This is a genomic window from Arthrobacter ginsengisoli (assembly GCF_031456935.1).
GTDB classification, from domain to species: Bacteria; Actinomycetota; Actinomycetes; order Actinomycetales; family Micrococcaceae; genus Arthrobacter; species Arthrobacter ginsengisoli.
On record NZ_JAVDVQ010000012.1, the window covers coordinates 1 to 15680 of the forward strand.

Genomic DNA, 15680 nt, shown 5'->3' on the forward strand with positions numbered 1-15680 from the left:
CCCATCTTCATGACCACCGGAGGCTCCATGTCGCCTCCGGACACCCACACGCTGGCCCCGACCACAGGCAGGTCATCTCATTTTCGGACTAGCGGCTGTGACCTGAGGCCGCCTCGGCCATGGCACGGACGGGTGGGGCTTCCGTGCGGTCCGCGCGGGGTTCGGGGCCAGTCCGGCGCGCCACGGCGCGTCCCGCGGCCATCGAGAGCCGGTGGGAGGGCTGTTCCACATAGCGGTAGAACAGCTCGGCCGTCACGAACGAAGCGGCCACGGAAACGGCGAGCGCGAGGGGCAGCGAGACGGAGCGCAGCAAGGTGACGGCGGCCAGGATGATCGGAAGGTGCACCAGGTAGAGGCTGAAGGACACGCGTCCCAGCCATTGCGCGACGGCCGTATCCCCGAGCCGCTTGGCCGAGCCGCAGGACACGAACAGCAGGACGATCAGCGTCGCGCCCACCGTCACAACGGCCTCGACGCCGGGGATCGGCTGCTCGGGGCTGATCCATTCGGCGTTGGCCAGGAAAAGTCCCGTGGCGGCCACGACGAACCAGGCGAAGCGGGGCCAGGACCGGGTCAGCTCACGGATCCGCTCACGTTCAGCGCCCAGGACCGCCCCGATCGCGAAGATCGGCAGATAGGACAGCCAGTCCAGGTCCTGCAGGGCTCCCACCGCGGCCAGCACGAGGGCAAGGCCGATTTTCAGGTGCCAGAAGCGCCGCCAGCGGAGGGCGATGAGGACGTAGGCCGGGAGCAGGAGAGAGAACGCGACTTCCCATTTGAGGGACCACAGCGGGGTGTTGATGGTGCTGGCGTTCAGCAGGAGCAGCCCGTCCTTGAGGACCTGGCCCAGGCCGGGCTGGATCACGTACATGTCCGCCCACGGGCTCTGCAACGGCGACGCCGACCGGGGAATGATGACAATCAACGCAACGGCGACCGCAAGGGACGCCCAGGCCGGCAGGTAGAGCCGGAAAAAACGCTTGGCGTAGTACTGGGCCCAGCTCCTGGCCGCCCCCGGCCTGGTGAATGGCAGGACCAGCACGAAGCCGGAGAGCACAAAAAAGACGTGGACCGCCGGGGTGCCGTTCCAGAGGATGTGCAGCGGAGAGAAAACAGCCCACGTCTGCGCGGAAGTGAGTGCCGCGGAGCGGTTGCCGCTTACCGCGCTCCCGATTCCCGGGAGCGTCGACACGACGTGACAGGCAACAACCACCAGGGCGGCGAGCCCCCTGAGGCCGTCCAGCTGCGTGACTCTTGAGTGACCAGAATTAGAGCGCATTCACCTGATGTTACCAGTTCGTTACATTGGACCTCCAGCTGGCGGCGTTGCGCTGGCCGGTGCCGTGCCGTGTCGGAAGAGCTGACGGCAGGAGGATGCGCTGTCGGAAATCTAGGGCAGGGCAACATTCACGAGTTCTGACCGGCTCCCTGTCTGCAGGTCCTCGGTAAGAACCAGGGCACCGACCTGGGGGCAGTGATATTTATGCTCCCGCGCATTCCTTTCAAGCGGAGTCCAGTCGTAGACCTTGACGCAGTCGGTGTAGGTGCCGGATTTCGTGGAGACGGTCTCGCCGGTAGCGACGGTGTCCCGTATGTCTTCCGCATGGCCAACGTAGAATTCCTGCCGGTAGGAATCGCCGGCGCGCTGCTCGGCCTTCATCCAGATGCCGGCTTTTGCCCCGTCTTTTCCATGTAAGAAGCTGCCGGAGTGGTTCAACAACATTCCATTCCAGTAGTTGTCCACTTCCTCGCCGAAGTACCACACGTCGCCGTTTTTGTGTTGCGCCAGGTAATCCCGGGTTTCCTCGACGAGCTGCCCGTTCTTGTATTCCTTATCCAGGTACACCACCGTCTCCACGCCCTCGATCGTCTTGGTCTCCGGCAGGATCTCGATTTCAACCCTCTCGGTGACTTTTCCCTGCTCGGTGGTCTCGTAGGTCAGTTTTTTCCCGACCGGGAGGGCGAAGTATTGATTGGTTATGTTGGTGGTGAAGTCGGCAGGGTTGATCTGCGGGTTGTACTCCGCGGCCCTGCTCCTTTTTGTGGTGTCGAGGGCAAATAGTGTCACCCCGCCAATAACCAGCAACAGGACGATGAGGCCAAAGAAGATTTTGGTTCGTGGTTTCATGACCTTTCCCACTCCTTCTGAGTAGAAATTCCTGCAGGGGGTCAGAGCACCGTTGCTTGCCCATGGCCATAGAAAAAAGGTAGTGGAGTCCGCGCGGAAGCAGAACACCCTTTGACAAACACCACGCGTGGCGGGGCGTTGGGCAAGGATGGAACGACGACGGCCGGGCGCACCCCGCTCTAAAATAGGCAGGGTGACTTCGCCTCCACAGGTTTGTCTGCGGACGCCTGTACCTTAGGCCTTAACCCTCAGCACGCACCGCTGCACCAAGGACACGATGGACTACTACGCAATCAGTTCGCTGCGTGAGAACCACGCGGGATGGGCGCTGCTGCGCGCGCAGAACGCCCCGCTGGCAGTCTCCTTCTTCATCAGGGCCTTCACCGGTCCCAACCAGCGCGACCTCGGCCGCCAGGAGCTGATCGACCACCTGGACGACGTCCTGTTCGGCCTGCGCGATGTCCTCGGCGAGGACAAGTTCCCCCGCCCGGCGTCGGAGTACCTGGACGAGTGGGCCGCCCCGGAACGGGCCTGGCTGCGCAAATACTACGTGCCCGGCCAGGACGAGCCCCGCTACGATCTCACCGCCGCGGCGGAGGACGTGGTGCACTGGGTGGAAAGCCTGCGCGGCCGGGACTTCGTGGCCACGCAGTCGCGGCTGACCAGTATCTTTGCCGTCCTCAAGGCCCTGGTGCAGCAGTCGGAAACGGACCCGGAAGTGCGGCTGGCCGAGCTTCAGCGGCAGCGCGACGGGATCGACGCGGAAATGCAGCGGATCAGGGACGGCAACATCAGGGTCATGACCGCCCCGGAAGCCCTGGACCACTTCCAGCAGCTGACGTCCCTGGCCAAGGACCTGCTCTCCGACTTCCGCGAGGTGGAGCAGAACTTCCGTAAACTGGACCGCCAGGTCCGCGAACAGATCGCCACCTGGGACGGCAGCCAGGGCGAGCTCCTGGAAACCATCTTCGCGAACCAGCAGGACATCAGCAGCTCCCTCCAGGGCCGGACGTTCCAGGGCTTCTGGGACTACCTGATGTCCCCGCAGCTGCGCACCGAACTGCGGGACCTGCTGCAGCGCGCCACCCAGATCGAGGCGCTGTCCGGCACGGCGAACCTCCACGCCGTGACCAACCTCCACCAGGACTGGCTGCCCGCCGTCGAGCAGACCCAGGCGACGGTCCGCCAGCTGTCCCAGCAGATGCGCCGGCTCCTCGATGACAAGGTCTTCCTGGAAAACAAACGCATCATGCAGCTGATCCGGAGCATCGAATCCGGCGCGCTGGGCACCCGGGAGGCGCCGCCGTCGGGCGTCTTCCTGGACGTCGCCGCCCCGTCCGTGGAAGTGTCGCTGCCGTTCGAGCGGCCGCTCTATGAGCCCAGCCGGAAGGTGATGGTGGACGACGACGTCGTTGCCGCCGACGACACAGACGTGGACGCCGGCGCCCTGTTCAGCCAGTTCCACGTCGATACCCAGCGGCTCAAATCCAGCATCGACGCTGTCCTGTCCGACGCGGAGCAGGCGACCCTCGCGGACATCACCGACGCCCACCCGCTGCAGCAGGGCCTCGCCGAGATCGTCGCCTACTACCAGCTCGCCACCGAGTCGGACTGGGCCAGCATCAACCCCGAGGCCACACAGCAGTTGTCCTGGCAGCTGCCGGATGGAAGCATCCGCGAGGCCACCATCGACCAGATCATCTTTGGAAGGCCCGCATGAACCCCGCCGGAGCACCGGAAGCCAGGACCGCCGACGCCCGGACGCCGGAGGAACTTCCCGGCGTCGTCACCCGGCTTTTCAAAGGCGTGATCTACGCCGAAGCGGACGAGAAGATCTGGCAGTCGCTGCTTGCCCTGACCTCCCAGGTCCGCGATTACGTGTCCGTGCTGGGGCTGGACCTGATCCTGGACGAATCCGAGGGGTACGCGTTCCTGAAGTCCCGGGAGGACCCGGACGGGACCCTCCCCCGGCTGATCCCGCGGCGCCAGCTGACCTTCAATGTGAGCCTGCTGCTGGCCCTGCTGCGCGGCCGGATGCTGGAGTTTGACACCAACAGCAGCGAGCTCCGGCTCATCATGACCGAGGAGGAAATCGCGGACATGGTCTCGGTGTTCCTGCCCGAATCCAGCAACGAGGCCCGCATCCTGGACCAGCTCGGCGCCAACATCAAGAAGGTGGTGGAGCTGGGCTTCCTGCGGAAATTGCGCGGACAGGTGGGAACGTATGAGGTGGCCCGCATCCTGAAGGCTTACGTGGACGCGCAGTGGCTGGAGGAGTTCGACGCCCGGCTGGCTGACTACCGCTCGTCGCTCACCGGAGCAGGAACCGGCAACGGCACCGACGTAACGGAGGTGGAAAGCAGATGACCGCTGAACTGAAAACCGAACTGCAGGACAGCCTGTTCAGCCTGGATGACCCCGGCCACGACGTGACGGACGACGCCGGGACTCCCCCGGGCTTCCGGCTGCACCGCCTGGAGCTGCTCAACTGGGGCACCTTCCACCAGGGGATCCGCACGTTCCGGCTGGACGGCGCCAACAGCCTGCTCACCGGCGACATCGGCTCGGGGAAGTCCACCGTGGTGGACGCGATCACCACGCTGCTGTTGCCGGCGAACAGGATCGAGTACAACAAGGCCGCGGGGGCGCAGAAGAAGGAACGCACCCTGATGTCCTACGTCCGGGGCTTCCACAAGAGCACCCGCAGCGCCGGGGGTGAATACTCCAAGCCGGTGGCGCTGCGCGGGACAGGAACCCTCACCGTGGTGCTCGGCGTCTTCCACAATGCGGCGCTGGGCAAATCGGTCACCCTGGCCGTCACGCTCTGGGCCATGCAGGAGGCCGGCCAGCCCAGCCGCTTCTACTCCCTCGCCGAGACGGACCAGTCCATCGCGGCGGACTTCGCGAACTTCGGCCAGGACCCCGCGAAGCTGAAAAAGAAGCTCCGTGCCGCGGGCGTGACCGTCCATGATTCCTTCGACCCCTACGCGGCGGCGTTCAAGCGGCAGTTCGGCATCGGCGGAAATCAGGCCATGGAGCTGTTCCACCGCACCGTGTCCATGAAGCAGGTGGAGAACATCACTTCCTTCGTGCGCACCAACATGCTCGAGGAAGACGACGTCGAGGCCCGGATCGGCAACCTCATCCACCACTTCGACGACCTGAAAAAGGCCCACGACGCCGTGCTGCGGGCCAAGGACCAGATCGGTCTGCTGACGCCCATCAAGGAGGGTTCCGCCCAGCACGCCCGGCTGACCGCCGAGGACGAGGTCGCCAGGGCACAGCGGGACCAGCTGCACGCCTGGTTCACGGACCAGAAGCTGACGCTGAGCCGGGAGCACCAGGCGGAGCTGGCGGGTACCGGAGTCCGGCTGCGGGAGGACGGCAGCAAGTTGTCCACCGCGGTCAGCCAGCTGCGCCACGACCTCTCCGGCGTCAAGGAGGACATCCGCAGCAACGGCGGCGGCCGGCTGGCCGCCATTGAGGCTGAGGTTACGCGCCTTGCCGGGGATTCCCGCACTCAGCGGCAGCGCTTCGAGAACTACACGGAAGCCGCCGCCGGCCTGGGCCTGCCCGCCGCCGAGGACCGGGTGCTGTTCGACGCCAACCGCGCCCGCCTCACCGGGGTGGAAGCGGAGCTCGGCGAGAACTCCCTCCGGCTGCAGGAAAGCCGCACCACGCTGACCATCGAACGGACAACCCTCACCGAGCGCGCCGCCGAGATCGCCGCCGAACTGACCAGCCTGCAGTCCCGCCCCAACCTGCTGCCACGCCCCCAGCTGGAGCTCCGCCGCCGGCTCTCTGACGGCACCGGAATACCGGAAAACGCGCTGCCCTACGCCGGCGAACTGCTGCGGGTCCGCGACGGCGAGGCCGAGTGGGAGGGCGCTGCGGAACGCACCCTCCACGGCTTCGCGCTCTCCCTGCTGGTACCCGCCGAGCATTATGCGGCCGTGAGCAAGTGGGTGGACAGCAACAACCTCCGCGGCCGGCTGGTGTACCTGAAGGTCGGTGAGTCGTCTGCACCGAGGTCAGCCGGGCCGGGAACGCTGGCGGCCAAGATCGTCATCAAGCAGGGCACCCCGTTCCGGGACTTCCTCCTCGACGAACTCAGCGGCCGGTTCGACTACTTCTGCTGCGAAAACCTGGAGGACTTCCGCCGGTACCCCAAGGCCCTGACCCTCAACGGCCAGCTCAAGGGCGGCCGCGGCCGGCATGAGAAGGACGACCGCAAGGACCTGGCCGACCGGCGCAACTACGTGCTCGGCTGGGACAACCAGGACAAGGTCACCCGCTTCCTCGCCGAGCAGGACGAGGTCCGCGGCCAGCTCCAGGGCAACAGCGCCCGGCTCGGCAAGGTGGACCACTACCTCGGTGCGCTCGGACGGCAGAACCAGCAGCTCGGCACGGTCCGGTCCGTGACGGATTTCGCCGAGATCGGCTGGCAGCTCACCGCCCGCCGGATCGACGACCTCAAACAAGAGAAAACCGAGCTCGAGTCCGCCAGCGATGTCCTGCAGCAGCTCGCGGCCAGGGAAACGGAGATGGCCGGGCGGCTGGGGCGACTGGAGGACCAGGCGGACAAACTCCAGCGCCGGATCGGCGCCAATGAGGAAGCGGCCAAGGAAATCGCCGCCGCGATCGAGGAATGCGCCGCCGTCCTGGCTGGGCAGCCCCTGACCGACGACGCCGGCCTGCTGGCCGCCGTCGCGAAGCTCGCCGCCGGGGCGCTCGGGGACAAACCGCTGACGTACAAAAACACCGCGGCGGTGGAAAGCACCGTCCGGGCCGGGCTGACGGACATCATCGATGCGCTGGTCAAACGGATCGCCCGCACGGCGGAGACCACGGTGCGGCTGATGGCCGACTTCCGGAACAAGTACCCGAACGAGACCACCGAAATCGACGCGGCCCTGGAGGCCTCCGGGGACTTCAACCGGCTCCTGGAGCAGCTGGCCAGCAACGACCTGCCCCGCTTCGAAGCCCATTTCAAGGACTCGCTGAACCAGAACACCATCCACGAGGTGGTGGCCTTCAACGCCTTCCTGGACAGCCGCCGGCAGGACATCGTGAACCGGATCGGCGAAATCAACCTCTCGCTGGCCGGGATTGAGTACAACGCCGGCCGGCATATCCAGCTGGAGCACCAGAACACCACGGACCTGGATGTCCGCCAGTTCGGCATGGACCTGCGGGCCTGTTCGGAGGGCACCATCGGCGACGAGGAGCAGTACTCGGAGCAGAAGTACCTGCAGGTGTCGCGGCTGATCGAGCGTTTCCGGGGCCGGGACGGCTACACCACGCTCGACGAACGGTGGACGGCCAAGGTCACGGACGTGCGGAACTGGTTCACCTTTTCCGCCTCCGAGAAGTGGACGGAGACCGGCGAGGAGTTCGAGCACTTCACCGACTCCGGCGGTAAATCCGGCGGGCAGAAGGAAAAGCTCGCCTACACCATCCTCGCCGCGGCACTGGCGTTCCAGTTCGGGCTCGGGTCCGGGCAGGGCAGCGCCGGCGGCAGCGGCAGCGGCAGCGGCAGTGGCCGGAACGCCGGGAAGGGCCGCAGTTTCCGGTTCGTGGTGATCGACGAGGCCTTCGGCCGCGGCTCGGACGAGTCCGCGCGCTACGGCCTGGAGCTGTTCCAGCGGATGAAGCTCCAGCTGCTGATCGTCACGCCCCTGCAGAAGATCCATGTGATTGAACCGTTCGTCGCGCACGTGGGCTTCGTCGCGAACACCAACGGCAACGATTCCCAGCTGCGGAACATGACCATCCAGGAGTACCGGGACGAGCGGGACCGCCGTGCCGGCTGAGTCGTCGGCCGGCCGGGCTCAAGGCTGGACCACACTGGCGGTGCTCCGCGCCCAGTCACAGAAGGCCTGGGACAGCGGGGCGCTGCTGCGCGAGCTGCTGGAACCCAGCGGACTGTACCCGCGCCGCCGCCCGCTGAAGCGTCCGACGGCGGCCGGGCTCCGGAGTGACTACGCTGCGGCCCGCGCGTGGGCGGCGGAGTTGTTTGGCTCCACGGGTCACTACGCCCTGGAGACGGCGGAGGTAGGCCGCAGCACCATCGGCGCCAACCTGCTGCCCGCCGCGGCGGTGTTTGCGGCGGCGGACAATGAGATTGCGTTTGTTGGAAGATCGAAGGACGCTGCCCGGTTCCACGGGCTCACCGAAGAGTTGGCGGCCCTGAACCCTGCCTTCCGAGCGTGGGCGCTGAGACGGCCGCTGCGGCTACTGGACCTCGGAGCCGATGCGCTGACGGCCGCCCGGGTGGCGCTGTGGCTGCGGGACAATCCTGATCCAGGGGTATACGTCCGACAGCTCAGCCTGCCCAGGGTGCACACCAAGTTCATCGAAAACCACCGGAAGGTGATCGATGCGCTGGCAGATGCCCTGCGTCCGGAGGCGCTCCCCGAAGTAGCGTCCGTTGGCGAAGACCTGCCGGAAGTCCCGGCGGAACCGGATTCCCTGCTGGGTCAGTCTGCAGCGCGGACGCCCGCCGCCCGCTTCGCGGCACGGCACGGATTCGCGCATCCACCCGAGCTGGTCCGGTTCCGGATGCTGGACCCCGCCGTTCCGCTGCTTGGCGGCGCCCGGGACATCACCGTCACAGCCGAGGCATTCAGCTCGCTGCGGCTGCCGGTGGCGTCCGTGATCGTCACCGAGAACCTGGTGAACTTCCTGGCCCTGCCGGAACGCACGGGCTCGCTGGCGATCTATGGCGGCGGCTACGGATTCTCGTCCCTGCGCGATGCTGCCTGGTTGCGTGACTGCGAAGTCCTGTACTGGGGGGACCTGGATACGCACGGTTTCCGGATCCTGGACGAGCTCAGGGCAGTGCACCCGCACGTGGTGAGCGTCCTGATGGATGAGGCCACCCTGCTGGAGCACCGGGACGTGTGGGGCAGCGAGCCGCAGCCCTCAACGGCTGCCCTGACGCGGCTGACCGGCGAGGAGTCGGCGCTGTACCAAGCGTTGGGGGATGGCACCTTTGGCCCGGCAGTCCGGTTGGAGCAGGAGCTGATCCGGTGGGACTGGGCGCGGCAGAGACTTGCCGTTGGAGCGCGCGCCCGGTGATAACGGCTTAGTGCTCCGCCCACTGGGTCGGCGTGTAGGGACTACTCCGTGACTCTGGCGCCCCGGATCGGGTGGCCGTGCGGCTGGCCGAGGATCACACAAACACCGGAGCGAAGCAGGAGAAGTGGCTCCTGGGCGGCTTCAGGAACATCACCCAGCTGGGGCACCACGAGCCAGCGGGTCTTCGTCGCCGAAAGGGACAGAAACGTCGCGCACGAGATCGGCGGTCGTCATCTTCGTTTCGGGCGGTCAGCGATATTCGCTGACCGCCCAGTCTCAGTACGGTCTATAAAGCGAGTAAGGGACTTCTCGTTGAGATCGGCCCTGTTAGCTCACCGATTCCTTAATATTTACGTTGAGCCCACTATCCGGGTGGTAATTCCAAGAGACACTGAAGGCACCCCAACTGTCTCGCTGCGTGCCATCAAGCGCCCTAGTGGTGCCCATCTGGTCGTATATGGAGTCAGGCATGTTGAGGGCCTCGAGAACGCAGTCGATCTGCGTCATTGTCAAACCCGAGGAGTCGTCTTTCCCCTTGTTGTCCAGGGAAAGGCTGCGACCGCCGTCGCCAAGCTTCGCCGAGGTTTTCTCAGAGGTGAGTTTGCATTTTCCAACGGCGTCCGGCAGCGGCCTCGGCTTGTTTGCTTCAGCTTCAGCAGCGGCTTTCGCGTTGGCGTCGTTCACCGCGGCCGTAACAGTTGTAGTTCCTACGATTCCGAGCAAAATCCCTAAGATCAGGCTGGCCCCAGCGAAGAGGACCGCCTTCGGCGGGGGCGTCCTCAGCGACGGCCCGCCCGATCCTAGCGGGCCTGAATCGCTGCTCTGTCCGCTGTCATCTCCCGATAGGTGTGCATGAGATACTTCCCGTCCCAACTGGCGAGCAGGAGAGTGCGGGGCCTGAGGTGCCGGCGGGAGCGGATGCCCTGGCGTTTCGGGTGCTGTCAATTTGTCCTTCTTTCGGAAGTGGTTAGACCGGTGGCGAGTTTGACCAGCAATGAAATGAACTCGGCGACGTGGGTCGCGGTCCAAATGCCGGTAGAAATCGAGTCATCAATCGTTTTACTTTATCCTTCAACGGACAAGGTGTAGCATCCGTTTACGGGCAAAGATGCCCGTGACGCTATTGGGGGAAGCGATCCTGTTATTCCAAGCCTTTCAGCGCGCCGCCTACCGCTTCTGCGATCGGCGCTCCGAGCCGGGCGGCCCTCATTCGGCGTCCAACACCGCACCCACCACGCACGCTTCGCATCGCTCGTTGGTCAGGTGTCCTCTGAAAGGACTCTTATGAGCCAAAACCCCAACCTCGCACCTTACCCGCCGGCATACGGCTACGGTCAGGTGAAGCAAAGCCACAAGTCGTTCCTCGTGACGTGGTTGCTGTCCCTCCTCCTGGGGATTCTCGGCGCAGACCGCTTCTACCTCGGCAAAGTCGGAACGGGCATCCTCAAGCTGATCACCCTGGGTGGCATCGGCATCTGGGCCCTCATCGACCTGATCCTCGTGCTGACCAACAAAACCCGCGACAAGCAGGGCTTTCCGCTGGAGGGCTACGAGAAGCACAAGAAAATGGCCCTGATCGTCACAGGCGTGGTCATTCTTCTCAGCATCGTCGTCAACTCAGCCCGTGCCGGCTCCGGTCCGGCGTCTGCTCCTGCTTCCACCCCGAAGGTCTCCGCGGCGACTCCCAGCGCTACTCCCTCAGCCACGCCCACAAAGGACCCTGCGATTGCAGCGGCCGAAGCCAAGGCTCAAGCTGACGCCGACGCCAAGGCAAAAGCTGACGCCGATGCTGCCGCCAAAGCCAAGACCGAATCGGACGCTGCTGCCAAGGCGAAAGCTGATGCCGACGCTGCCGCGAAGGCTGCAGCAGACGCCGCCGCGAAGGCTGCTGCTGAGGCTGAAGCTGCTGCTAAGAGGGGGACGATAAGCCAGCAGAACGCCCTGCGGAAAGCTGCTGACTACCTTGAGTACACCGCATTCTCCCGCACCGGTCTGATCGGGCAGCTGGAGTTCGAGAAGTATTCGACCAATGACGCGACGTGGGCTGTTGACCGTGTCACCGTCGATTGGAACCAACAGGCCGCCAAGAAGGCCAAGTCGTACCTCGAATACAGTTCCTTCTCGCGTTCCGGGCTGGTCGACCAGCTGCTATTCGAGGGCTACACCTCAGCGCAGGCCGAGTACGGAGTGAGCCAGACAGGTCTCTAGGCGACTGTCACAGTCCAGTGGCGGCGGTACCGAGACTGACGCCGCCACTGGACTTGAACGACCGAGACTCGATAGACATTCGCGGCGACCGCTGAAGATGCCAGTGGTTTTAGATGAGATGCGAACGCCGCTTCCATCTGTTCTCGCGGAACTTCCTCAACGCCGAAGCCAACCACCGCGTGAACACCCGAATTACCAAGGCCGCGATGACCGCTGACTTCCGGGTCCTGGACTACGTCACGACGCCGGGACCACCTGTACCGTCCCCTGTCGCGGGCATATCCTGCAGGGAGACCAGTCCGTGACCGTCAGTTACCGGAGGAAGACCATGGAAATGCCCAAAGCGTCCGACGCCGACAAGGAACACTTCCGCGCGGTGCTTCCCGACCATCCCGAGGTGGTGGTCAAACCGATGTTCGGCAACCTCGGGGCGTTCGTGCACGGCAACATGTTCGCCGGCCTGTTCGGCCCCACCATCGGTGTGAAGCTGGGCGAAGCGGACAAGGAAACGCTCGAAAGTACCGAGCGGACCGTTCCGTTCGGGCCGGCCGAGCGCCCGATGGGCGGCTATACCGGGCTGCCGGAGATCTGGAATGCCGAGGGCGACGGCGATAAGGCCCGGGCCAGGGCGTGGGTGGAAAGGGCGTTCGAGCATGTGGCCGGACTGCCGCCGAAGGCCCCGAAATCCCCAACGGCTCCAAAGGCGAAGGCCGCGAAGAAGTAGCCATTCCCGCCCCTGTCGCGCTCTCGCTCGCGCTGCCCGGCATGCCGTATGACGGCCCCGCCCCGGAAGCATTCATGCTGCGAGATGACCTCATCGGCTATCTCCGGCACTATGCGGAGAGCATCGGCGCTCCTGTCCGGACGGGTGCGGATGTCACGCGCATCGCGCCCGCGGAGGGCGGCGGCTTCAACGTGGCCACAACCCGGGGCGGCTGGCGGGCCCGGAACGTGGTGCTCGCCACCGGCGGCTACCAGAAGCCGAAAATTCCCGCGCTCCCGGCACAACTGCCTGGCCACATCCTGCAACTTCACACCGACAGCTACCGCAACCCGGGCCAACTGCCCGAGGGTGCCGTGCTCATCGTGGGCACCGGCCAGTCCGGCGGCCAGATCGCCGAGGAACTGCTCGCCGTCGGCCGCGAAATCCACCTGGCGGTGTCCACGTGCACGGAAGCACCGCGCCGGTACCGCGGCCAGGACCTCCTCTATTGGATGATGCAGCTTGCACAATTCGGCCCCGACTACGGACTGAACGGCCTCACCGTGGGGCAGCTGCCCTCCCCCGCGGCGAGGTTCGCCTGCAACCCGCTAGTGTCCGGCGCCGACGGCGGCCACGACATCCACCTGCGGGACCTCGGCCGCCGCGGCGTCCGGCTGCACGGCCATGTGGAAGCAGCCGACGACGGCGACCTCGTCTTCAGCGATGACCTTCCGAAACGCCTGGACCAGGTCGAGGCGGCGTTCTACCAGCGGATGAAGCCGATGTTCGACAGCTACATTGCCGCCACCGGCATGTCCGCACCGGAGCCGGAGCCGCCGCGCAAGGACGACTGGCTTCCCTCGGAGCCGGCGCGGCTGAACCTCGAAGCCGCCAACGTCACGACGGTCCTCTGGGCCACGGGATACCGGCTGGACTTCAGCATCCTGGACATCCCGGTGCTGGACGAATGGAACTACCCCCGGCACCGCGGCGTCACCGAACACCCCGGCCTGTACGCCGTCGGGTTGCCGTGGCTGACCGGGCACGGCTCGTCCATCGTGGCAGGCGTGGGCCGCGATGCCGAATACATTGCACAGCACATCGCCCAGAACATCGCCGCCCGGTAAAGGCGACGTCCCAGAGGGGTGGCTACCCCGCGCCAGGCCCGTCGAAGTCAACGGGTGCGGCGAGGCCCGCCGAGCTGAACCAGTCCCTGGCCCAAGCCTGGACCGAGGGCATCGCGAGCTGCTCGGCAACAAGCTCCGGCGGCCCGTCGAACACGGACTTCCCCTCCTCCAAAAGGTCCCCGGTGCCGCTGCCGGCGAGGAGCCCGAAGAGGGCAGGCTGGTCGAGGAAGGGAAGCTTCCCGCCGTCGCCGTCGGTCAGCACGCCCCAGCGCGAGGTGAACAGCGAAAACTCCTCCGGACGTTCCCCGTGGTCCGCCGCGAGCGGGCAGGCTTCGCCGTCGAGCTGGATCCGCCGGTAGTTGGGCTCCGTTTCGTCGAGGGCCAGCAGTTGGACATCGTCCAGCCACGAAAGCCAGACCGCTGTGCACTCTCCCATCAGCGGATACGGGGCGGCGGCGATGTAGCCGGCCTTGCTCACGTGGGCGGAGTGGCCGACGGCGACGTTGTGGAGCTGCCCCCGGACCAGCGGCAGGACCGCGCTGACAGGCTGGTGGTAGTTGGCGAATTTCCGCCGCATCACGTCGGCGCTTGAATTCGAGCCGATGGAGACCACCAGGGAACGGCCTTCCAGCGGTGGCGCGCTGGCTTGCGCGAGGGCTTCATCCAGTCCGGCTGAACGCTCAAGGGGCCGGAAGTCATTGCCGTCCATGACACCCGAGGCCACGGGCGGGTCCCACGGATACAGCAGCGGATCGAGATGGCCAGCGCCGCCGGCACTGCTCAGTCCCATGGACTCAGCCGGGTGAAGCCGTCGGCATCGTGCTGGAGACTAATCAACGTGGCCCGCTTTCGTGGTTCGGGACTTCCAGTGTCCCGCACTTTTGGGGGAATCGGACCTTCGGCGCTTCAGGAGCGGGCCAGCCCGCGCCGCTTCGGTGCGGGGCTATTCCTGCGATCCCCCGAAGCAACCGCCCGGCGCCGGTCTCCGGTCACGCTGGCGCTGGTTCAGGAGGACGCTCGGTACATGCCGAGCACATCGCGACCGGCAAGTCACAACGCGTGGTCACGTAGCGCCCAGTTAAGGGCCTTCATTGGAAGCTACGTCACTCCGCTTTGGCTCACTGCGCGCTTCCAGAAGAAATGCCCCCGCCACCGCTGGCGCAGCGGCCCCCGCTGTCGGCTCGACATTCTGATGCTCGAAGCCAGGGCGGCCGCAGAATATGTGGCGGAGCACATCGCTGGGAAGTAGGCGGTTGGAGCGGGCGCGGCAAACGTCCAGTGACCCAAGTGAATGGTTCGTACCGGGATGACAATGCTGTCCGTGTGCCACCAAGACCGACCTGCGAGCAGTATTAGCGTCCCGTCGACCGAAACTCGATTCTATTCAATCTGGCATGACGGTCAGTGAGTGTGGCACCGTCGTTCTTGATCGCCGTGCCCAACCAACAACGTGAACCGGAGTCTCCTTGAATTTGCGACCTCAAACTATCCAGATCTTCCTTCCGCAGGGTGATCCTTCAGGTATACGCCAGGCAGAAATCACCACCAGGACTGTCCGTGTATTCGAAATCCCCCGTCCGTTACTGGCAGAATTTACCAAGATGCCTGAGGCGCGGCAGGTCGGACTTTACTTCCTGTTCGGCCCGTCCGACGAAGAAGCTCCACGCTGCTATATCGGGCAAACACAGAATGTGGGCACAAGACTCGCTCAACATGCTTCCGGAAAAGAATTCTGGGAGAGGGCCCTCGTTGCTGTATCCCTGACTAACACTTGGACTAGCACGCACGTTGCCTACCTGGAGTGGCTTTCGATTCAAAGGGCAACCGCTGCCGCCCGATTCGCACTAGAAAACGGAAACTCAGCTAGCAACCCTCACACGCCGGTTCCGCTCGAATGGGAATGCCAAGAGTACATGGAAACGGTCTCTATGCTCCTTGCAACCTTGGGATACCCGGTTCATCAGGAGCTTCAATCCGTCCCCCGCGCGGCTGTCGGCATGCAACACGAAGAACTTATTCTCCGGGAGCGGGGTTGCAACGCCACGGCCTACGCCAACGCGTCGGGGCTGGTGGTCAGGCGGGGCTCCCGCGGTAATGCCGTGCCGGCACCAAGCGCAGAACCGGGCCTCATCAAGCGACGTGAATCCTTGCTCGCACAAGGAATAGCGACGATCGAAGGGGCTCAGATCGTGTTCCAGCAAGACCACCAGTTCAACAGTCCCAGCGGCGCCGCGGCCGCGGTCGTGGGCGGAAGCGTCAATGGTCGAACCGCCTGGAAGACAGTCGATGGCAGGACATTCGATGCCTTGGAACGCGATCGCCTCGCGCCGGCCGCGATTCAGGGAGATTTGTACGGCACAGCACAAGGAAATGACATGTGAGGGAGGGGCATGGCAAGCACCCGCGGCCGAGGGCCGGACCTAGAGCCGCACCG

At 65.2% G+C, this 15680-nt stretch carries 12 protein-coding genes; 8 read left to right on the plus strand and 4 right to left on the minus strand.

What is annotated here, in order from left to right:
- Nucleotides 1-88: 88 nt before the first annotated feature.
- Together J2X01_RS14105 and J2X01_RS14110 are read right to left on the minus strand one after the other, a co-directional pair.
- A complete protein-coding gene (locus tag J2X01_RS14105) occupies nt 89-1279 on the minus strand; it encodes an acyltransferase family protein (RefSeq protein ID WP_310058491.1) in 1191 nt (396 codons plus the stop codon).
- A gap of 111 nt (nt 1280-1390) precedes the next feature.
- Nucleotides 1391-2128, minus strand: a complete 738-nt coding sequence (locus tag J2X01_RS14110; protein WP_310058493.1) for a hypothetical protein — start codon at nt 2126-2128, stop codon at nt 1391-1393.
- 277 nt (nt 2129-2405) lie between these two features.
- Between J2X01_RS14110 and J2X01_RS14115 the strand changes: the two genes are divergently transcribed.
- From J2X01_RS14115 to J2X01_RS14130, 4 genes are read left to right on the plus strand one after another with little or no spacing between them, the layout of a single operon-like run.
- Entirely contained in the window at nt 2406-3848 is a 1443-nt protein-coding gene (locus J2X01_RS14115; RefSeq protein ID WP_310058495.1) for a DUF3375 domain-containing protein, read from the plus strand.
- Nucleotides 3845-4495: a DUF4194 domain-containing protein gene (locus J2X01_RS14120; RefSeq protein WP_310058498.1), complete on the plus strand. Its 651-nt coding sequence runs from the start codon at nt 3845-3847 to the stop codon at nt 4493-4495. Before J2X01_RS14115 ends, J2X01_RS14120 begins: the two co-directional genes overlap by 4 nt.
- Nucleotides 4492-7941, plus strand: a complete 3450-nt coding sequence (locus J2X01_RS14125; RefSeq protein WP_310058501.1) for an ATP-binding protein — start codon at nt 4492-4494, stop codon at nt 7939-7941. Before J2X01_RS14120 ends, J2X01_RS14125 begins: the two co-directional genes overlap by 4 nt.
- Nucleotides 7931-9208, plus strand: coding sequence for a Wadjet anti-phage system protein JetD domain-containing protein (locus tag J2X01_RS14130; RefSeq protein ID WP_310058504.1), 1278 nt, complete (start codon nt 7931-7933; stop codon nt 9206-9208). The genes J2X01_RS14125 and J2X01_RS14130 overlap by 11 nt, the downstream gene beginning before the upstream one ends.
- 327 nt (nt 9209-9535) lie before the next feature.
- On the opposite strand, the gene J2X01_RS14135 is transcribed toward J2X01_RS14130, so the two are convergent.
- Entirely contained in the window at nt 9536-9892 is a 357-nt protein-coding gene (locus J2X01_RS14135) for a hypothetical protein (RefSeq protein WP_310058508.1), read from the minus strand.
- Between the two features lie 600 nt (nt 9893-10492).
- Here J2X01_RS14135 and J2X01_RS14140 point away from each other — a divergent pair.
- From J2X01_RS14140 to J2X01_RS14150, 3 genes are all read left to right on the plus strand, one after another.
- Nucleotides 10493-11416 (plus strand): Ltp family lipoprotein, encoded by a 924-nt coding sequence (locus J2X01_RS14140; protein WP_310058512.1) that lies wholly within the window; start codon nt 10493-10495, stop codon nt 11414-11416.
- 328 nt (nt 11417-11744) lie between these two features.
- Nucleotides 11745-12140 carry a TfoX/Sxy family protein gene (locus J2X01_RS14145; RefSeq protein ID WP_310058515.1) on the plus strand — a complete coding sequence of 132 codons (396 nt, stop codon included), beginning with the start codon at nt 11745-11747 and terminating at the stop codon, nt 12138-12140.
- Nucleotides 12141-12214: 74 nt separating this feature from the next.
- Nucleotides 12215-13246 (plus strand): NAD(P)-binding domain-containing protein, encoded by a 1032-nt coding sequence (locus J2X01_RS14150; protein ID WP_310058518.1) that lies wholly within the window; start codon nt 12215-12217, stop codon nt 13244-13246.
- Between the two features lie 22 nt (nt 13247-13268).
- Here the strand turns inward: J2X01_RS14150 and J2X01_RS14155 are convergent, their stop codons facing one another.
- Nucleotides 13269-14036 carry a hypothetical protein gene (locus tag J2X01_RS14155; RefSeq protein WP_310058521.1) on the minus strand — a complete coding sequence of 256 codons (768 nt, stop codon included), beginning with the start codon at nt 14034-14036 and terminating at the stop codon, nt 13269-13271.
- 676 nt (nt 14037-14712) lie between these two features.
- Between J2X01_RS14155 and J2X01_RS14160 the strand changes: the two genes are divergently transcribed.
- Complete coding sequence (locus J2X01_RS14160) at nt 14713-15627, plus strand: GIY-YIG nuclease family protein (RefSeq protein ID WP_310058524.1); 915 nt, start codon at nt 14713-14715, stop codon at nt 15625-15627.
- The last annotated feature ends 53 nt before the right edge of the window (nt 15628-15680 follow it).

Excerpts from the sequence above, each read along its gene's own strand:
- J2X01_RS14105 (WP_310058491.1), bottom strand. The coding sequence starts at position 1,279 with ATGCGCTCTAATTCTGGTCACTCAAGAGTCACGCAGCTGGACGGCCTC.
- J2X01_RS14110 (WP_310058493.1), bottom strand. The coding sequence starts at position 2,128 with ATGAAACCACGAACCAAAATCTTCTTTGGCCTCATCGTCCTGTTGCTG.
- J2X01_RS14115 (WP_310058495.1), top strand. The coding sequence starts at position 2,406 with ATGGACTACTACGCAATCAGTTCGCTGCGTGAGAACCACGCGGGATGG.
- J2X01_RS14120 (WP_310058498.1), top strand. The coding sequence starts at position 3,845 with ATGAACCCCGCCGGAGCACCGGAAGCCAGGACCGCCGACGCCCGGACG.
- J2X01_RS14125 (WP_310058501.1), top strand. The coding sequence starts at position 4,492 with ATGACCGCTGAACTGAAAACCGAACTGCAGGACAGCCTGTTCAGCCTG.
- J2X01_RS14140 (WP_310058512.1), top strand. The coding sequence starts at position 10,493 with ATGAGCCAAAACCCCAACCTCGCACCTTACCCGCCGGCATACGGCTAC.
- J2X01_RS14145 (WP_310058515.1), top strand. The coding sequence starts at position 11,745 with ATGGAAATGCCCAAAGCGTCCGACGCCGACAAGGAACACTTCCGCGCG.
- J2X01_RS14150 (WP_310058518.1), top strand. The coding sequence starts at position 12,215 with ATGCTGCGAGATGACCTCATCGGCTATCTCCGGCACTATGCGGAGAGC.
- J2X01_RS14155 (WP_310058521.1), bottom strand. The coding sequence starts at position 14,036 with ATGGGACTGAGCAGTGCCGGCGGCGCTGGCCATCTCGATCCGCTGCTG.